Here is a 17,328-nt window from a genome sequence, read left to right as displayed (position 1 = left end):
CCGCGTCCGGAGTGTCTGAAATACCGGAATGCCTATTTCACGCCCAGCAGTTCCTCAACGGTGCCAATGCCGAAGAACAGCAGGAACGCCGCTGCAACAGCCCACATGAGCGGGTGCACTTCGCGGGCGCGGCCCTGGAAGGTACGGATCAGGACGTAGGAGATGAAGCCCGCCCCGAGGCCGTTGGCGATCGAGTACGTGAACGGCATGAGGGCGATGGTCAAGAACGCCGGGATGCCCACGCCCCAGTCCTGCCAGTCGATCTTGCCCACCTGGGACACCATCATGAAGCCCACCACCACCAGCGCGGGGGCGACGGCTTCGAACGGAACCAGGTTGATGAGCGGCGTGAAGAACATGGCCACCAGGAACAGCGCACCGGTCACGATGGACGCCAGGCCGGTCCGCGCACCTTCGCCGATGCCGGCTCCGGACTCGACGAAGATCTGGTTGGACGAGACGGACGCGCCGCCACCAACAATCGCGCCGAGGGCGTCCACCTGGAGCACGCGGTCCACGTTGGGGATGTTGCCATGCTTGTCCACGGTTCCCGCCTCGTTGGCCAGGCCCACCATGGTGCCCATGGCGTCGAAGAAGATGCTGAGCAGGATCACGAAGGCCAGCAGGGCAGCGGCGATGAAGCCTAGATGTTCAAAAGCGCCGAAAGGGTTCGCCTTGCCGATCAGGGACAGGTCCGGAGCGCCCCATTCCGAGAGCGTCGGTGCCACGAGGGACCAGCCGCGCGGGTTGACGTTCTTGCCGTCGAAGCTCGGGCCGATGTGCAGGGTGAATTCCAAAATCGCCGCCAGCGCGGTGGATACGACGATGCCGATCAGGATCGCGCCGCGGACCTTGCGGACCACCAAGGCGATGGTCAGGATCAGGCCGACGGCGAACACCAGTGTTGGCCAGCCCATGAGCTTGCCGTCCACGCCGAGTCCCAGGGGAACCGTGGTTCCGGCGGCGTCGGGGATGCGCCGGACGAAACCGGCGTTGACCAGGCCGATCAGGGCAATGAACAGGCCGATGCCCACCACGATCGCGGTCTTAAGGGCTTCCGGGACAGCTTTGAACACAGCGGTGCGGAAGCCCGTGAGGACCAGGATCAACATGGTGAGGCCGGACAAGACCACGAGGCCCATCATGTCCGGCCACGTCAGCCCCGGGTGTGAAGCGACGGTGACGGCAACGAAGGCGTTCACTCCCAGGCCCGTGGCCACGGCGAACGGGTGCTTGGCCCAGGCTCCCATGAGGATGGTCAGGATGCCCGCAACGAACGCGGTGGTGGCTGCAACTGCCGTGAAGCCCAGGGAGGCTCCGCTGGAGTCGGCTCCGGAGAGGATCAGGGGGTTCAGGACCACGATGTAGCTCATGGCAAAGAAGGTCGCGAACCCGCCCCGGATTTCCCGTGAGTACGTGGAACCACGTTCGGAAATCTTGAAGTAGCGGTCTATGGCAGAACCTTGTTTAAGCATGAAGGTCTCCGGGGATCGGGTGAGTGTGCTCTCAAATCCTATGCCCGCGGCTACGGGGCGCCCGGACGATTCGCCTAGTCTGTAAGGAAGCCAACATTAGGAGAAACCGCCCCATGCGTACCATCCGCCCGCTTCTGGCCGCCGTCGTTGCCGCCCTTGCCTTCGCCTCGGCGGTACTTTTCGGTGCCGCCCCCGCGTCCGCGCACGACGTCGCCGAGTCCACCACTCCGGCCAACGGAGCCACCGTGGCGGCAGTCCCGGCGTCGGTCTCCATCACCTTCAACAACCGTCCGCTGGCCATCGGTTCCGGGGTGACGGTCACCGCGGGCGGCGAAAACTGGGCTGACGGCGCCGTCGAAATCATCGACAACCAGGCAGTCCAAAAGTTGCGCCCGGGAGCGCCGGCCGGCGAGTACACGGTGGTGTGGCGCGTGGTCAGCTCCGATTCGCACCCCATTGAGGGCACCTTCAAGTTCACGGCCACCACGGGAAGCACGACGGCGGCAGACGGCTCCGCGGGCGCCTCGCCGTCCGCTTCGGCCTCGGGAGCGGTGGTTCCGAGCGCAGGAACGGCAGCTCCGGGGACCGGCTCCGGCGAGTCGGCTCCGGCCGCCTCCCAGCCCTTCCCGTGGAGCATTGTGGGCCTCGCCGTGGTGGCAGTCGGCCTGGTGGTTTTCCTGGCTGTTACAGCCCGCAGGAAGTTGGCCGCTTCCAACGAGGCCGAGGGCGATAATTCCGCGGAATGACGCGGTTTTCTACATACCTGCGAAAATCTCGAAAGGGTTACCGCGACACGCGCAAAGCCAACTCCTCGTTACTCAAATGTGACTTTGGCGTGATCATCCGTTACGGTAGTACCTGTGCCCGATCCCTATTTGGGGCACTTCCGGCCTGATTGCCTAGCTCTGCCGCAGTCCGGAATCCGTTCGCAGACAAACCTACGGCAGAGACGGGGAACCCATTTTAGGCCGCCATTGAGCGCGCCTTGGGGTGAAGTCACGAAGCTTCCGCTGAACAGCGGGGGATAGTGACCGGGTGACTCCCATCCGAATCCGACAGCTAACCTCGCAGGCATCGGGAGAGGCTTTTTCATGTCTTCACGCATTCTTCGCGGCCGTCGTAAGGCGGACATCGCACGTCCCAATCCGTTCATCTCCATCTCCAAGGCCGTTGCCAGCAACGCTTCGGGCGCTGGCCGCCAGGCAGCCGTTATTGCTGCGGCTTCCGGCCTTGTCCTGACCGGCTCCATTGCCGCCCACGCTGCCGAGACCCCCGCACAGGCCCCGGTCCAGCGTGACTCCAGCCCGGCGACGGTTGCCGAAACCGTTGCGGAGACCCCCAACAAGGTGGTCACCGCAGCTGCAACTGCCACCATCAACTTCGAGCGCCCCGCGGTTTCCTCCGTGGCAGCTCCCGTGATCGAGAAGCCGGCCCCCGTGGCTGCGGCTCCGGCCAAGAAGGCAACCACTGCGGCTGCCACCACGGCCAAGGCTACCGTTGCAGCTACCGCGGCTGCTCCCGCCGCCGCGGCTCCTGCAGCAGCAGCACCTGCCGGGAGTGTCAACGCAGCCATGGTTGCTTCGGCTTACGCCCAGATCGGCATCATGCAGGACTGCACCGCCATGGTGGAGCGCGCACTCGGCTCGGCAGGCATCCCCGTGGGTGACCTCGCTCCGATGCAGTTCCTGAACTACGGCAAGGTAGTCAGCGATCCCCAGCCCGGCGACATGATTGTCCAGTCCGGCCACGTTGCTATCTACATCGGCAACGGCCAGGCCATCAGTGGCGGCATCAACGGCAACCAGACCGGCATCCACCCGATCAGCTGGCTGACCGCAACCGGCCCCATCACGTACGTACGCGCTGGCGCCTAAGCTTCACGCTTAAACACCAAGGCCGGCACCTGGGAGAGATTGCTCTCCGGGTGCCGGCCTTTGGTTGTTAAGGGCTAGCTGGGGACTCAAGGTCCCGGCACGTCGCTGCTCGCTGCGGCGGGGGCAGGACTGGTCAGACTGCCGAGGTACTGGCCTTGCCGGGTTTTCAGGCGATCGCGATGCCCGGTCCTGCCGGGAGCGCCACCTTCGACGAGATGGCCTGTCCCACTGCCTTTGCCTGGCGGAGCACTTCCTTGGGCGTAGGGGTGATGAGCTCTCCGACGCCAACAAGGTGCATCCCCACCGCCCGCATGGCTGCCACGAGGTTCTGCCCGATCGCGATGCCCAGTTCGGCCAACATCCGGCGCAACTGGCTTTGGGCGCAACGCGTCACAACGATGTGGTCCGCCAGGAGGATGCCGCTGGCCGTGTGTACGGCCCATTGTCGAGGTGCCGGCTCGAACGGGGCGAGGCCCGCCGTTGCCAGGCCGGGGACGCCGATGCCGGGAGTCGAAAGGTCCGCCACGCTCCGCTCGCCGAGTTGCAGGCCCTGGCTGGCTCCCAGGAAGTCCAGGCGCACCGCCTTGGTGGTGCTCCGCACGTCGAGCTGATGGCTGGCTGCGTAGTTCCGCAAGTGCCGGAGGATTTGGTTGCGTTCCAGCATGGCCGCGGGGTCGGCAGCATCGCAGCGCTGCAGCATTCCCGTGTGGACGGAGGGACCGGATGTGGACAGGGATCCAAACCCGTCCACCACAATTGAGCCAACGCCGTAGCGGCTGAGCTCGCTGGCCACGGCCAGGCCGGAAAGCCCGGCTCCAATCACCACGGTGGTGGTGCGCTCTGTGCCGGAATCAGGCGTGAGTGACACTGCTTGGTTCCTCCTTGACGTGTGTGCCCGAAGGCATCGCGTTGTTTCGCGTCCAAGCTCCCCCAGCGTCCGCAAACAAATGGCCGGGTGTGTCCTGGAACACGCTTGCCGGCCATTCGGTGACTCGAACACTACAGAACTTTTGGGGCCGTGGATAGCCTCAATGGCAGCGTGTTTTTACTTGTTCATCCAGAGTCCGGCAACCACACCTGAAACCGAGCCCGGACCGTTATGCGGCGGGCGAAAAGTCGCCTTGATTCGGCCTTGGCAACCGAGAATAGTGGGCAGTGGAAGGGGATGCCCTGAACTTCTCCTTCCCCGGATATTCGCACCAGGCCGGGCGTGTCACCTTGCGGGTGAAACCTCTGGCAGAATGACCGGAACAAAAGCAGCAGGTGGAGAGGCGGGCCCCATGGACCAGCACGGCAGTCACGTTGAAGAACCCCGGAGCGGCGACGGAGAAGCCGTTGCACCCGGTGGAATCGTCGTCGGAGTAGACGGCTCGGAACACGGTCAATGCGCTTTGGTGTGGGCGGCCCGCGAGGCTGAACGCCGCCAACTTCCCCTGCATATCGTCACGGCCTATTCAGTGCCGATTTTCGCGGCCTCCGGCCTGGACGGCGGTTACGCCACCGTGGACGATTCCGTCATCCGCGAGGGTGCGGAAGCAATCGTCAAACAGGCCATGGACAAGGTGGCCGGCTATGACCTGGACGTGGATGCCTCCGTGGAGAATGGAGATGCCGCCGGGGTGTTGCTGGACCTTTCAACCGAGGCCGCATTGCTGGTCTTCGGAAGCCGGGGCCGGGGAGGTTTCGTTGGGCGGCTCCTGGGTTCGGTGAGCAGCGCGCTCCCGGCCCACGCAAAATGCCCCACGGTTACGGTGCCGTTGTACTGCGCCGATCGCCTCGGGGAGAACACCGAGGACCGCCACATCAAGGCCGAGCACGCCAAGGCCGGTCCGCGCACGGTGGAGAACGTCGTAGTGGTAGGCGTCGATGGTTCCGAGCAGGCCCGCATCGCAGTTTTGGAAGCTGCCGAGCAGGCAGAACGAATGGGAGCCAAGCTCCGGGTCATTTGTGCCGTCCCGCAATACAGCGGCTCCCTCGCCTGGGTTCCCGCGCCGCTGGACAGGGATGCACTGTTCGCGGACATCAAGGTGCAACTGGACGCAGGCGTCGCCTGGCTGCGCAGCCACTTCCCCAAACTGACCGTGGAAACCGAACTGACCGACGGCTCACCCGTGGATGTCCTGGTGGAAGCAAGCAGGGGCGTTGAGCTTGTGGTGCTGGGTACCCGGGGCCGCGGCGGTTTTGCCGGGATGCTCCTTGGCTCTACGTCCGACGGCGTCCTTCACCACGCCAAGGGTCCGGTGCTGGTGGTCCCGGACCGGGAGGACCCGCGGCTTGCCGACCGGGCCAACTTCGGTCCCATGCTCGGGGCTGCATAAGGTAACGGCGCCGGTCGATGGACGGCCAGGTTCCCGGCGCACGGGAAAAGGAACCGCAGGCAAGGGCACAAGAGCCGCCGCAGGATGCTGGCGGCTCCGCGTTCATCCTGCCGCTGGAGGAGATCCGGGCAGGCATGCTGGCGGATGTTGGCGGTAAGGCCGCCAACCTCGGTGAACTGTCGGCGGCCGGGCTGCCGGTGCCTCCGGGCTTCTGCCTGACGACGGCGGCCTACCGCCATTCGCTGGCGTCTGCCGGAATGGAAGGGGTCTTCGCGGCGATGGAGGCCGAGGTTTCCGGCGCGGACCCGACGGGCGCCCACGCCACGGGTGGCCCGGAACCTGCCGCCTCGGGCGGTGCCCCGACGGGCGCGACGCCGGTGCGCGACGGCTCCCCGACCGGCCCGGAACCTGCCGCTTCGGGCGGTGCCCCGACGGGCGCGACGCCGGTGCGCGACGGCTCCCCGACCGGCCCGGACCCTGCCCGCCTCAACTCCCTTGCGGCCCGTGCCCGGTCCTTGGTCCTCGAGGCAGGGATTCCGCCGGAAGTCGCCAAGGAGGTACAGGCCGCGTATGTGGCCTTGGGAACCGACGTTCCGGTCGCTGTCCGGTCCTCGGCAACTGCGGAGGATCTCGCCTTCGCAAGCTTCGCGGGCCAGCAGGACACGTTCCTGAACGTCGTGGGCGTGGATTCCGTCCTGGACGCCGTCAGTAAATGCTGGGCTTCCCTCTGGACGGACCGGGCCGTCAGCTACCGGTCCACCAACGGCATCGACCATTCCACGGTGTCCTTGGCCGTGGTGGTCCAGGAGATGGTCCAGTCAGCCACCGCCGGGGTGATGTTTACCGCGAATCCGGTGACCGGCCGCCGTCGGGAAGCCGTGATCGACGCCAGTCCCGGACTCGGCGAGGCTGTGGTGTCCGGGGCTGTGAACCCGGACCAATACGTGGTGGACATGCAGGGCGGCCGTATCCTGAAACGCGCACTCGGTGACAGGCACGTGGAAATCCGCTCCGTGGCCGGCGGCGGCACGGAACGGGTGGAACAGGGCGTCTCCGAGGTACCTCCGGAGCCCTGCCTCAGCGATGTCCAGATCAAGGAGTTGGCGGCGCTCGGCCAGCGGGTCGAAGAGCACTACGACGCTCCGCAGGACACCGAGTGGGCCATCGACCAGGAGGGAAAGCTCTGGCTCACCCAGGCACGTCCCATCACCACCCTGTATCCGCAAACCACGCGGAAGCCGGACATTCCCGGAGAACACGCCTTCCTCAACTTCAGCCTGGCCCAAGGACTCACCCGTCCGTTGACACCCATGGGACTGGCCGGGATCCGCCTCATCGCCTCCTGTGTGGCGGGCAAAGCACGCTTCGCCGTGACTCATCCGCGTTCCGGGCCGTCGCCGTATTACGAAGCAGGGCAGCGGATCTTCTTTGATGTCACGTCCGTGCTCCGCAGCAGGGTAGGGCGGCTGATCGTGCCCAGGGTCTTCGACATCATGGAAGCCCGCTCGGCTGCCCTGATCCGTGGACTCGGCGATGATCCCCGTTTCGCTGTCACCAACAGGACGCCGTTCAAGCTCATCCGGCACGTGGGACCCGTTGCCGCCGCGTACCGGGTGCCCGAGACCATTTTCCGGGCGCTGTTCCGGCCGGCGGCGGCAATGCGGCGCGTGGACAGGCTTGACCAGGGTCTCCAGGAATCGTTGGCAGCACCGGAAACGGCAACGAGCCGCCAACGGCTGCAGCGCGTCGAGGAGATCCTGGGGCAGAGAATCTTCGCCACCGTGCCACAGGTCTTGCCGCTTCCCGCCGTGGGCTTTGCCATGCTGGCTCTGGTCCGCAAACTCCTGGGACCGGACGTGTCCTATGACGAACTTCAAACCGTGATCCGTGGACTGCCCAACAATGTCACCACTGAGATGGATCTGGAACTGTGGAATCTGGCGTCGAAGATCCGCCAGGACCCCGAAGCCAAGGAGTTCTTCGCCTCCCGGACGGCGGCCGAGCTAACCAATGCTTACAAGAACGGCATGCTTCCCCCGCGCTCCCAGTCCGGCCTGGACCGTTTCCTGGCCGCCTACGGACACCGCGCCGTCGCGGAAATCGACCTCGGCATGCCGCGTTGGTCAGAGGACCCCACCCACATCCTTGGCGTGGTGGCGAACTACCTCCGCCTGGAGCCAGGGGTCGGAGACCCTGCCCGGCAATTCGAGGACGCCGCCCGGGCGGCTGAAGAACACGTGTCCCGGCTGGTGGCGCGGGCCCGTGCCAAGAGCCCGGTCCACGCCGGAATCGTGCGGGCGGCCCTGGACCGGACCCGACGTTTTGCGGGAATGCGGGAACTCCCCAAGTACAACCTGGTCCTCGGCCTGGCCGCGGCCCGGGAGCAGTTGGTGCTGGTGGGTGAGGACCTGGCGGAGGCGGGGCTGCTCGACGACGCCTTGGACATCTTCTTCCTGGACTTCAACGACGTGGAGATCGCCCTTGCCGGGACCGGCCTGCAGCACGTGGTTGCCGAGCGCCGGGAGGCCTACCGGCTTGAGCTGCGGCGCAGGCACATTCCCCGTGTCCTGCTGTCGGACGGAACGGAGCCGGAGGCTGCCGGTGCTCTCGTCACCGCTCCGGGCGCGCCAGGATCGCTCACCGGAAGCCCCGCTTCCGCAGGCATCGTCACGGCCCCCGTGAGGGTGATCATGGATCCCGTCGGAGCGCATCTGGAGCCCGGGGAAATCCTGGTGGCGCCCTCCACGGACCCCGGATGGACGCCCCTGTTCCTCACCGCCGGTGGGCTGGTCATGGAAATGGGTGGCCCCAATTCGCATGGCGCCGTGGTGGCCCGCGAGTACGGCATCCCGACCGTCGTGGGTGTGCCTGATGCCACGGTCAAGCTCACTACGGGACAAACCATCACGGTGGACGGTGCCGCGGGGACGATCATCCCGGCGGGAGGCTAGGCGTGTTGGTGGGATTCGTGTTCTGAATGGCTCACGGGTTCCAGTTGGAACGTGCAGTGCTCGGTATCGAAGTGCCGTCCCAGGCAGGAGCCCAACTGGTCCAGGATGCTGTCCGCCCCACTGGCATTCAGGACCTCGTCCTCCACCACCACATGCGCCGAGAACACGGGCACTCCGGAGGTGATGGTCCAGATGTGGATGTCATGTGCTTCCACCACGCCATCCACAGCGAGGATGTGTTCACGGATCATGTTGACGTCCACGCCTTTGGGAGTTGCCTCCAAAAGGACGTCAACCACGTCGCGGAGCAGATGCCAGGCACGGGGGATGATCATGAGCGAGATCAGCATGGAAGCGATGGGGTCGGCGGCGCTGAAGCCCGTGGTCATGATGACGACAGCGGCCACAATGACGGCGATGGAGCCCAGCAGGTCGCCGAGGACCTCCAGGTAGGCACCCCTGACGTTGAGGCTTTCCTTCTGTGCCCCTTGCAGGACCAGGAGCGAGACGAGGTTGGCCACGGCACCCAGGACCGCGGCCCCCAGCATGATGTCCGTATGGATCTCCGGAGTCTCGCCAAAGCGGCGGATGGCCTCGATCATGATCACCACGGCGATGACGATGAGGATCAGCGCGTTGGCCAGGGCGGCAAGGACTTCGGCGCGTTGGTAGCCGTAGGTGCGCTGGTCGCTTGCCGGTCGGGTGGCGATCCAGGCTGCCATCAAGGCGATGAACACGCCGGCGGCGTCGGAGAGCATGTGGCCGGCGTCAGCGAGCAGGGCCAACGAACCGGAAACGACGGCGCCAACCACCTGGATGCCCACCACCCCCAAGGTGATGGCCAGGACGGCGATAAGCCTCTTGCGGTGTTTGCCGGTTGCTGTGACTCCGTGGGAGTGGTTGTGGTCGTGCCCCATGCCTACAAGGCTAGCCCCACCCGAGTTCATGGAGGCGGTCGTCGTCGATCCCGAAGTGGTGGGCGATCTCGTGGACCACGGTAATGGCCACTTCATCGATGACTTCCTCGCGGGTGGTGCAGATGTCCAGGATCGGCTGGCGGAAGATGGTGATCCGATCCGGCAGGGAACCGGCTTCCCACCACGAATCGCGTTCGGTCAGGGGAACGCCCTCGTACAAGCCAAGGAGCACAGTGTCCGGATCTTCGCCGGGTTGCGGGGTGTAATCGTCCTCGATGAAGATCGCCACGTTGTCCATGGCGCTCGCGGCTTTGGGTGGAATCAACTGCAAGGCGTCGCTGACGGCGGCCTCGAATTCCTCCGGTGACATCTCGAGCGGTGCACCCTGGGGCAGCCCGGAATCTTCGGCCGGGCTGTGCACGGCTTCGCGGGCCGGAAGCGAGGGCAGCGGCGAAGAGGGGCGGTCGCCGTCGGGAACGATCGGAAGGCCGGGAGGAAGATTCGCGGGCATGGTTCGACTCTAGTCCGCGCCGGGAGCATTGACGCTGGATGTGTTGGCAGATACTGTTTTGGAGGTTTGGTTATGCGTATAACCAAACCTCCACTCCCACCACAGTCAGGTCCCCCATGTCCCGCAATGGAACCAGGCCTGGAACCCCAGGTTCCGGCCCCACGATGCACCACGTGGCGGCCGCCGCCGGGGTTTCGCAGGCCACGGTGTCCATGGTCCTCAACGATGCCGGGGGAGCCAGGGTCTCGGACGAAACCCGGCTGCGGGTTCATCAGGCGGCGCGGGAACTGGGCTACCGGACCAACGCCCACGCCAAGGTCCTCCGTGACGGGGTGGCAGGGATGATCGGCTTCGTGGGCGATCACGTGGCCACCGCGCCCTTCGCCGGAAAGATCATCGAGGGAGCACAAGCCCGCGCGTGGGAAGCCGGGATGCTGCTGCTCACGGTCAACACCGGCGGCGACAAGAACCTCGAAGCGGCGTCCCTTGAGGCCATGTTGTCCCACAAGGTTGCCGGTGTGGTGTACGCGTCCATGTACCACCAGGTAGTGGATGTCCCGGACGCGCTGGGCGAGGTTCCCGCCGTCGTGCTTAATGCCCGGGACCGCAGCGGCACGTTCGCGAGCATCGCGCCGTCGGAAGTCCTGGGCGGCCATACCGCCACCAGGAAGCTTCTCGACGCGGGCCACCGCCGCATCGGCTTCATCAACATTGGCGCGGTTGAAGACGGGCTCCCTGCCGTCGTCGGGCGTCTTGAAGGGTACCGGCAGGCGCTGGCCGGGGCGGGCATAGCCTACGACGGCGACCTCCACCGTGCGGGCGACGGCCAGGAAGCCGGTGGCCACCGGGAGACGCTCCAACTCATGGCGCTGGACCAGCCGCCAACTGCGATTTTCTGCGGCAACGACCGCACGGCGTGGGGTGCCTACCAGGCGCTCGCGTCCTTGGGGCTCACCGTGCCGGACGACGTGTCCGTAGTGGGCTTCGACAACCAGGAGTCGCTCGCGCCGCACTTGCGGCCGGGCCTGACCACCCTGGAACTGCCCTTCATTGACATGGGAAGGCGGGCCGTGGAGCTGATCCTTGCCGGTACGCCGTCCCCGGGCCACACTGAATTGTTCGAATGTCCCCTCGTTGACCGGCATTCCGTGGCCGCGCCTCCGCACCTCCCCAACCAACGAACAGGAACCGCATGACCGCCAGCCCTTCCCTCGCGCCTGAACCCCTCGACGTCGTCGTGGTGGGTGAAGCGCTCATCGACATTGTGGAATCGCCTGATGGGAGCACGGAGTACCCCGGCGGCTCACCCGCCAACGTCGCGTACGGGCTTGGCCGCCTGGACGTGAAGACGGGCCTCCTGACCGCCATTGGCAAGGACCGGCGCGGGGACGCCATCGCGACGCACCTGCAAAGCGCGGGCGTGGTGCTCCTGCCGGGTTCCAAGTCGCTGAGCACGACGGCGACGGCGACGGCCCAGATCGCAGCCGACGGCTCCGCAGAATACACGTTCGACATCGACTGGGCGCTGTCTCCCTTGGTGCTTCCGTACGCGCCGAAGATCCTGCACACCGGTTCCATTGCCACGTTCCTGCAGCCGGGCGCCAGTGTGGTCCGGAGCCTTCTGGAACAGGCGCAGGGTGGTTGCATGGTCACGTACGATCCCAACATCCGCAAGGACCTGGTAGGCAGCCACCATGAGGCGTTGACCCTGTTCGAGGAGCTGGTGCCGCTCACCGACGTGGTGAAGATGAGCGACGACGACGCGCAGTGGCTCTACCCGGGCAAGGCGCTGGAGGACACGGCCAGCCACCTGCTCTCCCTCGGGACGGGACTCGCCGTGGTGACGCAGGGCTCCAACGGTTCGCTCATGGCTACCCGGCAGATGCAGCTCAACGTCCCGGCCATCCCCTCGGACGTCGCGGACACCATCGGCGCCGGCGACTCGTACATGTCCGCGCTCATCATGGGCCTGCTCCTGCGCGGCAGCGATGGGATGGCGCCCACCGTGCTCGAGCGGATCGGAACCACGGCGTCCATGGCCGCGTCCATCACCGTTGGCCGACCGGGCGCCAACCCGCCCACGCACCGCGAACTGTTGGCAGGCATGGCCCGCTAGGCTCCTGCTTCCTTGGTGTGTTTGCCTATCCGTGCCCTGCGCGCGTCCTGGCCTTGGACGTGCGCAGGGTAGTTTTCGCTCGGGGGTTCCGTCGGGTCAGGGCGACGCCCACCAGGCACACAACGCCGCCTGCGAGTCCCCAGACGGTGGGCACTTCCTGGAGCAGGGCCCACGAAATCAGGATGGTGGTGCCCGGAACCAGGTAGGTGGTTGCAGCCAGCTTCCCCGCCGGGATCAGGGACAGTGCGTAGGCCCACGTGGTGAAGGCAATGGCCGTGGGGAAGATCCCCAGGTACACCAGGCCCAGTGTTGCGGGCACCGGGGCCGTCTGGATTTCGCCGATCAGTTGGCCGGTCCAGGGCAGGCAGCACACCGCCCCGATCATGATGCCGAACCACGTCGCCTGCCCTGCCGTGAATTTCCGCAGGACGGGCTTCTGCAGGATCGCGCTGACTGAGGCGAGCACCGCGGCAAGCAAGCACAAGAGCACACCGGCGACGTCCGCCGTCGAGCGTTGCCCGGAACCGAGGGCAATCATCGCCACCCCGCCAAAAGCCACGGCGCTGCCGATCAGCAGCCACCGCGGGAAGCCTTCCTTGAGGATGACGCCGGCGAGGACCGCGATCAGGATCGGCGACACGTTGATCAGCATGGCGCTGGTTCCGGCGTCCAGCATGTGCTCCGCGGCGTTGAGCGCCACGTTGTAACCGCCGAACCACATCACCCCGTAGGCCGCGATCGGCAGCCATTCGCGGCCTTGCGGCCACACCTTGAGGCCGGGCAGCACCACGAGTCCAAGAACGACGGCGGCAACCGCCAGCCGTCCGAGCGTCAAGGAGCCGGGGGAGAAGCTGGGGCCAACGGCCCGGATGCCGACGAACGCCGACGCCCACAGGACGACAGTGACGATGACGGCGGCGATGCCGGACTTGCTGATGGAGGCTGCTGGCGCGGGGATGGTGCGCTTGAGGCCCTGGGTGGGCTGGCCTGGTCCGGCCGGGGTGGATGTCATAGGGCCAATCTAGTCCTGCGGAAGGCGGCAGGGCTGGCGGTTTTCGGACGCTTCACGGCAAGAAACTGCCAATGTTTGAAAGGCCCCATTTAGTAGGTGTTCGAGGTCACACCGTTCTCGATTTTGGAATATGGCCGTCCATGCTCTAAAGTTTTAGAGTCCAGTTCGGACGAGCGAGAGCAGAAAAGAACGCGTAATGCGTTGTTTCCTGTTGCGAAATTCGAATTGAGTTCAGGCCCCCATCGTCTAGCGGCCTAGGACACCGCCCTTTCACGGCGGCGGCACGGGTTCGAATCCCGTTGGGGGTACGCAAGGCAAGTGGTAAATCGGACAGAAAAAGTCTGGTAAGCTAGAAGCCTTGGAAAAAACGCGGTAGCGATACTGCAAAGCAAGGCCCTGTAGCGCAGTTGGTTAGCGCGCCGCCCTGTCACGGCGGAGGTCGCGGGTTCAAGTCCCGTCAGGGTCGCTCTGAGCGCCGGAAGAAATTCCGGTTCTCAAGGTGACTTGTCACCTAGGCTCTGTAGCTCAGTTGGTAGAGCGTTCGACTGAAAATCGAAAGGTCACCGGATCGACGCCGGTCGGAGCCACCACTGGGAAGCATCAGTTCTTCGGAGCTGGTGCTTTTCTTCTTTTAACTGTTTGTTTGTCTCCGGTCAGGGATTAAGGGGCGACGTCGGCACCCGCTCTGGATGCCGACGTCGTGCTTTATCCCTATGACTTGAGCTTCGGCTTCACGTCCTTGGTGTAGATGGACTCCAGCGCTCCCTTGAGATCGGTCAGCGTTGCCTTGACGTCCGCCTTCTCGTTCATGATCTTGGTAGCGGCCTTCGCCAGTTCCTGGTCGCCGCCCGGGAGGAACGTGCGGGCGTAGTCCTGGGTCCTGGTGGCCTTCAGCTGGTCCACCACGGTTTGGAACTCGGGGGTTTGGCTCAGGATGGGCGAAATATCGGCGCCCTCGGCCACGGGTGCGTAGCCTGTGGCCGCCGCCAAGGTGGCCGTGCTCTGCGCATTGGTGACGAAGGTCATGAACAGTGCCGCGGCCAGTTGCCGTTCCGGAGAGGTCTTGCTGGCAATCACCAGGCCCGAGCCGCCGGTGGGGCACACGGGGGACTGGCTCACCGAACCGCCCGGAAGGAAGCCGACGCCGATCCGCATGTTGGCCTCCTTTGCCGCCTTGAGGGTCGCAGCGAGGTCCGCCGAAGAGCTGATGGTGGCACTGACCGCGCCTGCCTGGAGGTCCGTGATGGCGTTCTTGGACGAGACGCCGGCCCAGGAGTCCTTCACGATCGAGTCCTGCACCCATTGGAGGGCCTTGATTGAGGCTTCGGAGTCCGTAGTGATGTCCCACTCCTTGGACCACCCGCCGCCGAAGCCCCACAGGACGTTCTGCAGGGTCCACCCGGCGTAGCCTGCAATCGCGGGGTACTGGTACGCATTCTGGTAACCGGCCTGGCCCGCGTTGGCGGACTTGATCTTGGTAGCCCACCCCGCGAACTCTTCCCAGGACTTGGGTGCCTCTTCAGGGACACCGGCCGCCTTGAAGTGGTCTTTGTTGAAGTAGAACAGCGGGGTAGAGCGCGCGTACGGCACGGCCCACTGCTTGTTGTCGTACTTGTAGTCGGAGATCAGCCCGGCGACGTAGTCGGACGTGCTTGCTTTTGCCGCTTGCAGGAGGCCGTCGATGGGGAGGATGGCGCCGGACATTGCGTACCGGAACCACCAGACGTCCGAGGCCACTACAACATCGGGGACATCGTTGCCGGCCTGCGCTGTCTGGAACTTCTGCGCTACTTCCTCATAGTTCGCTCCGCCCGTGATGAGGTTTACCTTGATGTCCGGGTGCGCCTTCTGGAAGGCCTCAATGAGCTTCAACTCGGTATCCCGGGACTTGCCCGGGTGGCTGGACATGAAGCTGATGGAACTCGCAGGTTTGACCTTGGACCAATCGGTGGACGCCGCGGTGCTGGCTGAACCGCCGGTGGTTGATGGGCCCGCGCATGCGGCGAGGGCCAGCGTTCCGAAGCTTGCTCCCGCGACACTGAGGAATTGCTTGCGTGAAAGTGGGGTGGACATGCTGAGGCTGCCTTTCTGTTGGGTAATGGCTCTGTTGCGAGATGCTGTGGTCCTGCTGCCTTAGCCGGTGACTGACCCCTGGGTCAGGCCGGAGACGATGTACCTTTGGAGCGCGGCGAAGATGATCAGGATTGGTACCAGGACAATCACGGCGCCGGCCATGAGCATGCCCCAGTTCTGGGTGCTGCCCTCGCTGTTCACCAGCTGGGTGAGGCCGACGGGGAGCGTCATCATGTCAGGGTGGTCGGTGACGATCAGCGGCCAGATGTACTCGTTCCACTCCGAGACGATGGTCACCAATGCCACGGTGGCAATGCTGGGCACCGAGACCGGGACAACGATCTGCCACAACTTCCGCCAGTGTCCGGCACCATCGATTTCCGCGGATTCCAGGATGGCCGGTGGCAAGGTCAGGAAATGCTGGCGCAACAGGAACGTCCCGAATGCCGTTCCCAAGCCGGGGAGGATGATGCCCCAATACGTGTTCAGCCCGCCCATGCTGGCGATCAACACATAGTTGGGCAGGACGGAAACCTGCGGCGGAACCATGAGGGCCACGAGGATCAGCAGGAAGATGACCCGCTTGAAGGGAAACCTGATGAACACCAACGCGTAGGCCGTGAACACGGCCAAGACGCACTTGAGCGTTGAGCCGACGGCGGTCACGATCACGCTGTTGAGGAAGAACCGCGGGAACGGAACGGTGGATGTTGCTTCCACGTAGTTCTGCAGGTTCGGATTCCTGGGCAGAATCGCCAAGTCCGTGGTGACAATCTCGCCGGGTTCCTTGAGCGAGGACAACATCATCCACAGCAGGGGGACGAAGACCACCAGCGTGGCGAGGATGAGGGGAATGTAGCCGGCAGCAATGGTCTTTCCGAGGTTTTGCCAGGACAGGGGCCTGGTCCGTTCCTGGAAGACGTCCGCGGATGGGGCGCTCATGAGTAATGGACCTTTCGCTCGACGAACCGCAATTGGACCGCCGTCATGACCAGCAGGCCAAGGAACAGGACCACGGAGATGGCGGCTGAATACCCCGCCCTGTTGTAAGAACCGAAGGCTTGCAGGTACGACTCGAAAATCAACGTGCTGGTCCCGTTTCCGGACGGCGTCATGATCCTGATGATGTCGAAGGCCTGCAGGGAGCTGAGCAACGAGGTGATCAGCAGGAAGAACGTTGTGGGGGACAGGAGCGGGACAACGATTGAACGGAAACGCCGGAAACTCGAGGCTCCGTCCAGTGCGGCGGCCTCCATCAGTTGGGGCTGGATTGACTGGAGTCCTGCAAGATACACCACGGCGCAGTAGCCAAGGTTCTTCCAGACGTACACCACGATCACCATGACCAGGGCCAGTTTGGGGTCGTTGACCCACTGTGGACTGGCTTGGCCCAAGGAGCGGAGGAACCAGGACAGCGCTCCGTAGGTGGGATCGAAAATGAAGAGCCACACCAGGCCGACGCCAACGCCGGAGAGCACATACGGGGCAAACACCACGGCCCGGGCAAACGTGCGCCCCTTGAGTTTCTGGTTGAGGGCCAGCGCGATCAGGAGTCCCAGAGCCATGGCCCCGCCCACTGTGATCGCGGTGAAGATGGCTGTGGTGCCCAGGACTGTTGGAGCGTCCGAGGACGAAAAGAATTCCACATAGTTCCCCAGGCCAACACTGGTGGCGTTTGCGGCGCCCAGGGTCCAGTCCAAGGTGGAGAAATAGAAGTTGGCTAGCAGCGGGCGGTAGGTAAACAGCACGATGAGGATCACGTTGGGGGCTGCGAACAGGACGAAGGTCCAGGCATCGCGGCGCGTCCGTCCATTCCAACGGCGGTTCTTGGGGGGACTCGACGGATGGCCCCCGGCTATCCCGGGATCTGCCCTGCCACTTTTGCCGGACGATGGGGGCCCACTTTTGCCCCCATGATTTGCGTCAACAACGCTCACCACAGACCTCTGACTTCATTGTCCTTGCCGTCTGGGGGCAGCGATTAACGAGGCTGGAAAGGATCAAAGGGGCATTTGACCGGACAATCTAACCTTTTGTCTTGTGCCAAGCTACAGACTGCGCGCTCGATGCGCAAGATGCCG

The 17,328-nt window shown here is 64.8% G+C and carries 14 protein-coding genes, 3 tRNA genes and 1 riboswitch; of the genes, 9 read left to right on the top strand and 8 right to left on the bottom strand.

Translation table 11 applies throughout. The features are described 5' to 3' along the window. Positions 1-32: 32 nt before the first annotated feature. Positions 33-1,475, bottom strand: a complete 1,443-nt coding sequence (locus tag ACIPY3_RS15765; protein ID WP_400335552.1) for an NCS2 family permease — start codon at positions 1,473-1,475, stop codon at positions 33-35. 113 nt (positions 1,476-1,588) lie between these two features. Here ACIPY3_RS15765 and ACIPY3_RS15760 point away from each other — a divergent pair, with 113 nt between their 5' ends. After that, entirely contained in the window at positions 1,589-2,221 is a 633-nt protein-coding gene (locus ACIPY3_RS15760) for a copper resistance protein CopC (protein WP_400335550.1), read from the top strand. 150 nt (positions 2,222-2,371) lie between these two features. Continuing rightward, positions 2,372-2,563, top strand: a riboswitch (cyclic di-AMP (ydaO/yuaA leader). Positions 2,564-2,566: 3 nt separating this feature from the next. Beyond that, positions 2,567-3,349, top strand: a complete 783-nt coding sequence (locus ACIPY3_RS15755) for an NlpC/P60 family protein (RefSeq protein ID WP_400335548.1) — start codon at positions 2,567-2,569, stop codon at positions 3,347-3,349. 166 nt (positions 3,350-3,515) lie between these two features. Here the strand turns inward: ACIPY3_RS15755 and ACIPY3_RS15750 are convergent, their stop codons facing one another. Continuing rightward, the gene (locus tag ACIPY3_RS15750) at positions 3,516-4,217 is read right to left on the bottom strand and encodes an FAD-binding protein (protein WP_400335546.1); all 702 of its coding nucleotides are present in this window, start codon (positions 4,215-4,217) and stop codon (positions 3,516-3,518) included. A gap of 412 nt (positions 4,218-4,629) precedes the next feature. Here ACIPY3_RS15750 and ACIPY3_RS15745 point away from each other — a divergent pair, with 412 nt between their 5' ends. Together ACIPY3_RS15745 and ACIPY3_RS15740 are read left to right on the top strand one after the other, a co-directional pair. Next, positions 4,630-5,667, top strand: coding sequence for a universal stress protein (locus tag ACIPY3_RS15745; protein ID WP_400335747.1), 1,038 nt, complete (start codon positions 4,630-4,632; stop codon positions 5,665-5,667). A 17-nt stretch (positions 5,668-5,684) separates the two neighbouring features. Next, a complete protein-coding gene (locus ACIPY3_RS15740; RefSeq protein WP_400335544.1) occupies positions 5,685-8,618 on the top strand; it encodes a PEP/pyruvate-binding domain-containing protein in 2,934 nt (977 codons plus the stop codon). Here the strand turns inward: ACIPY3_RS15740 and ACIPY3_RS15735 are convergent. Both ACIPY3_RS15735 and ACIPY3_RS15730 read right to left on the bottom strand, forming a co-directional pair. Next, positions 8,615-9,535 carry a cation diffusion facilitator family transporter gene (locus ACIPY3_RS15735; protein ID WP_400335541.1) on the bottom strand — a complete coding sequence of 307 codons (921 nt, stop codon included), beginning with the start codon at positions 9,533-9,535 and terminating at the stop codon, positions 8,615-8,617. The two genes, ACIPY3_RS15740 and ACIPY3_RS15735, sit on opposite strands and share 4 nt — an antisense overlap. 10 nt (positions 9,536-9,545) lie before the next feature. After that, positions 9,546-10,046: a metallopeptidase family protein gene (locus tag ACIPY3_RS15730; RefSeq protein WP_400335539.1), complete on the bottom strand. Its 501-nt coding sequence runs from the start codon at positions 10,044-10,046 to the stop codon at positions 9,546-9,548. Between the two features lie 116 nt (positions 10,047-10,162). Between ACIPY3_RS15730 and ACIPY3_RS15725 the strand changes: the two genes are divergently transcribed. Beyond that, positions 10,163-11,242 carry a LacI family DNA-binding transcriptional regulator gene (locus tag ACIPY3_RS15725; RefSeq protein WP_400335537.1) on the top strand — a complete coding sequence of 360 codons (1,080 nt, stop codon included), beginning with the start codon at positions 10,163-10,165 and terminating at the stop codon, positions 11,240-11,242. Next, positions 11,239-12,162 (top strand): carbohydrate kinase, encoded by a 924-nt coding sequence (locus tag ACIPY3_RS15720; protein WP_400335535.1) that lies wholly within the window; start codon positions 11,239-11,241, stop codon positions 12,160-12,162. The genes ACIPY3_RS15725 and ACIPY3_RS15720 overlap by 4 nt, the downstream gene beginning before the upstream one ends. A gap of 25 nt (positions 12,163-12,187) precedes the next feature. Here ACIPY3_RS15720 and ACIPY3_RS15715 read toward each other — a convergent pair whose 3' ends face one another. Next, on the bottom strand, positions 12,188-13,174 hold the full coding sequence (locus ACIPY3_RS15715) for a DMT family transporter (RefSeq protein WP_400335532.1): 987 nt from the start codon (positions 13,172-13,174) through the stop codon (positions 12,188-12,190). Between the two features lie 235 nt (positions 13,175-13,409). On the opposite strand from ACIPY3_RS15715, the gene ACIPY3_RS15710 reads away from it, so the two are divergent. The 3 genes from ACIPY3_RS15710 (at position 13,410) to ACIPY3_RS15700 (ending at position 13,764) form a co-directional block, all read left to right on the top strand. Further along, positions 13,410-13,482, top strand: a tRNA-Glu gene (locus ACIPY3_RS15710). A gap of 84 nt (positions 13,483-13,566) precedes the next feature. Continuing rightward, a tRNA-Asp gene (locus ACIPY3_RS15705) sits at positions 13,567-13,640 on the top strand. A 48-nt stretch (positions 13,641-13,688) separates the two neighbouring features. Next, positions 13,689-13,764: transfer RNA gene (locus tag ACIPY3_RS15700), tRNA-Phe, on the top strand. A gap of 121 nt (positions 13,765-13,885) precedes the next feature. On the opposite strand, the gene ACIPY3_RS15695 is transcribed toward ACIPY3_RS15700, so the two are convergent. From ACIPY3_RS15695 to ACIPY3_RS15685, 3 genes are read right to left on the bottom strand one after another with little or no spacing between them, the layout of a single operon-like run. Then, positions 13,886-15,247 carry an ABC transporter substrate-binding protein gene (locus tag ACIPY3_RS15695; RefSeq protein WP_400335529.1) on the bottom strand — a complete coding sequence of 454 codons (1,362 nt, stop codon included), beginning with the start codon at positions 15,245-15,247 and terminating at the stop codon, positions 13,886-13,888. Between the two features lie 60 nt (positions 15,248-15,307). Further along, positions 15,308-16,189 (bottom strand): carbohydrate ABC transporter permease, encoded by an 882-nt coding sequence (locus ACIPY3_RS15690; protein WP_400335526.1) that lies wholly within the window; start codon positions 16,187-16,189, stop codon positions 15,308-15,310. Then, positions 16,186-17,106, bottom strand: coding sequence for a carbohydrate ABC transporter permease (locus ACIPY3_RS15685; RefSeq protein WP_400335744.1), 921 nt, complete (start codon positions 17,104-17,106; stop codon positions 16,186-16,188). Before ACIPY3_RS15685 ends, ACIPY3_RS15690 begins: the two co-directional genes overlap by 4 nt. Between the last annotated feature and the right edge of the window lie 222 nt (positions 17,107-17,328).

It is taken from the genome of Paenarthrobacter sp. NPDC089714, assembly GCF_044748905.1.
Classification (GTDB): Bacteria; Actinomycetota; Actinomycetes; order Actinomycetales; family Micrococcaceae; genus Arthrobacter.
This window is presented reverse-complemented; position numbering and strand designations above follow the sequence as displayed.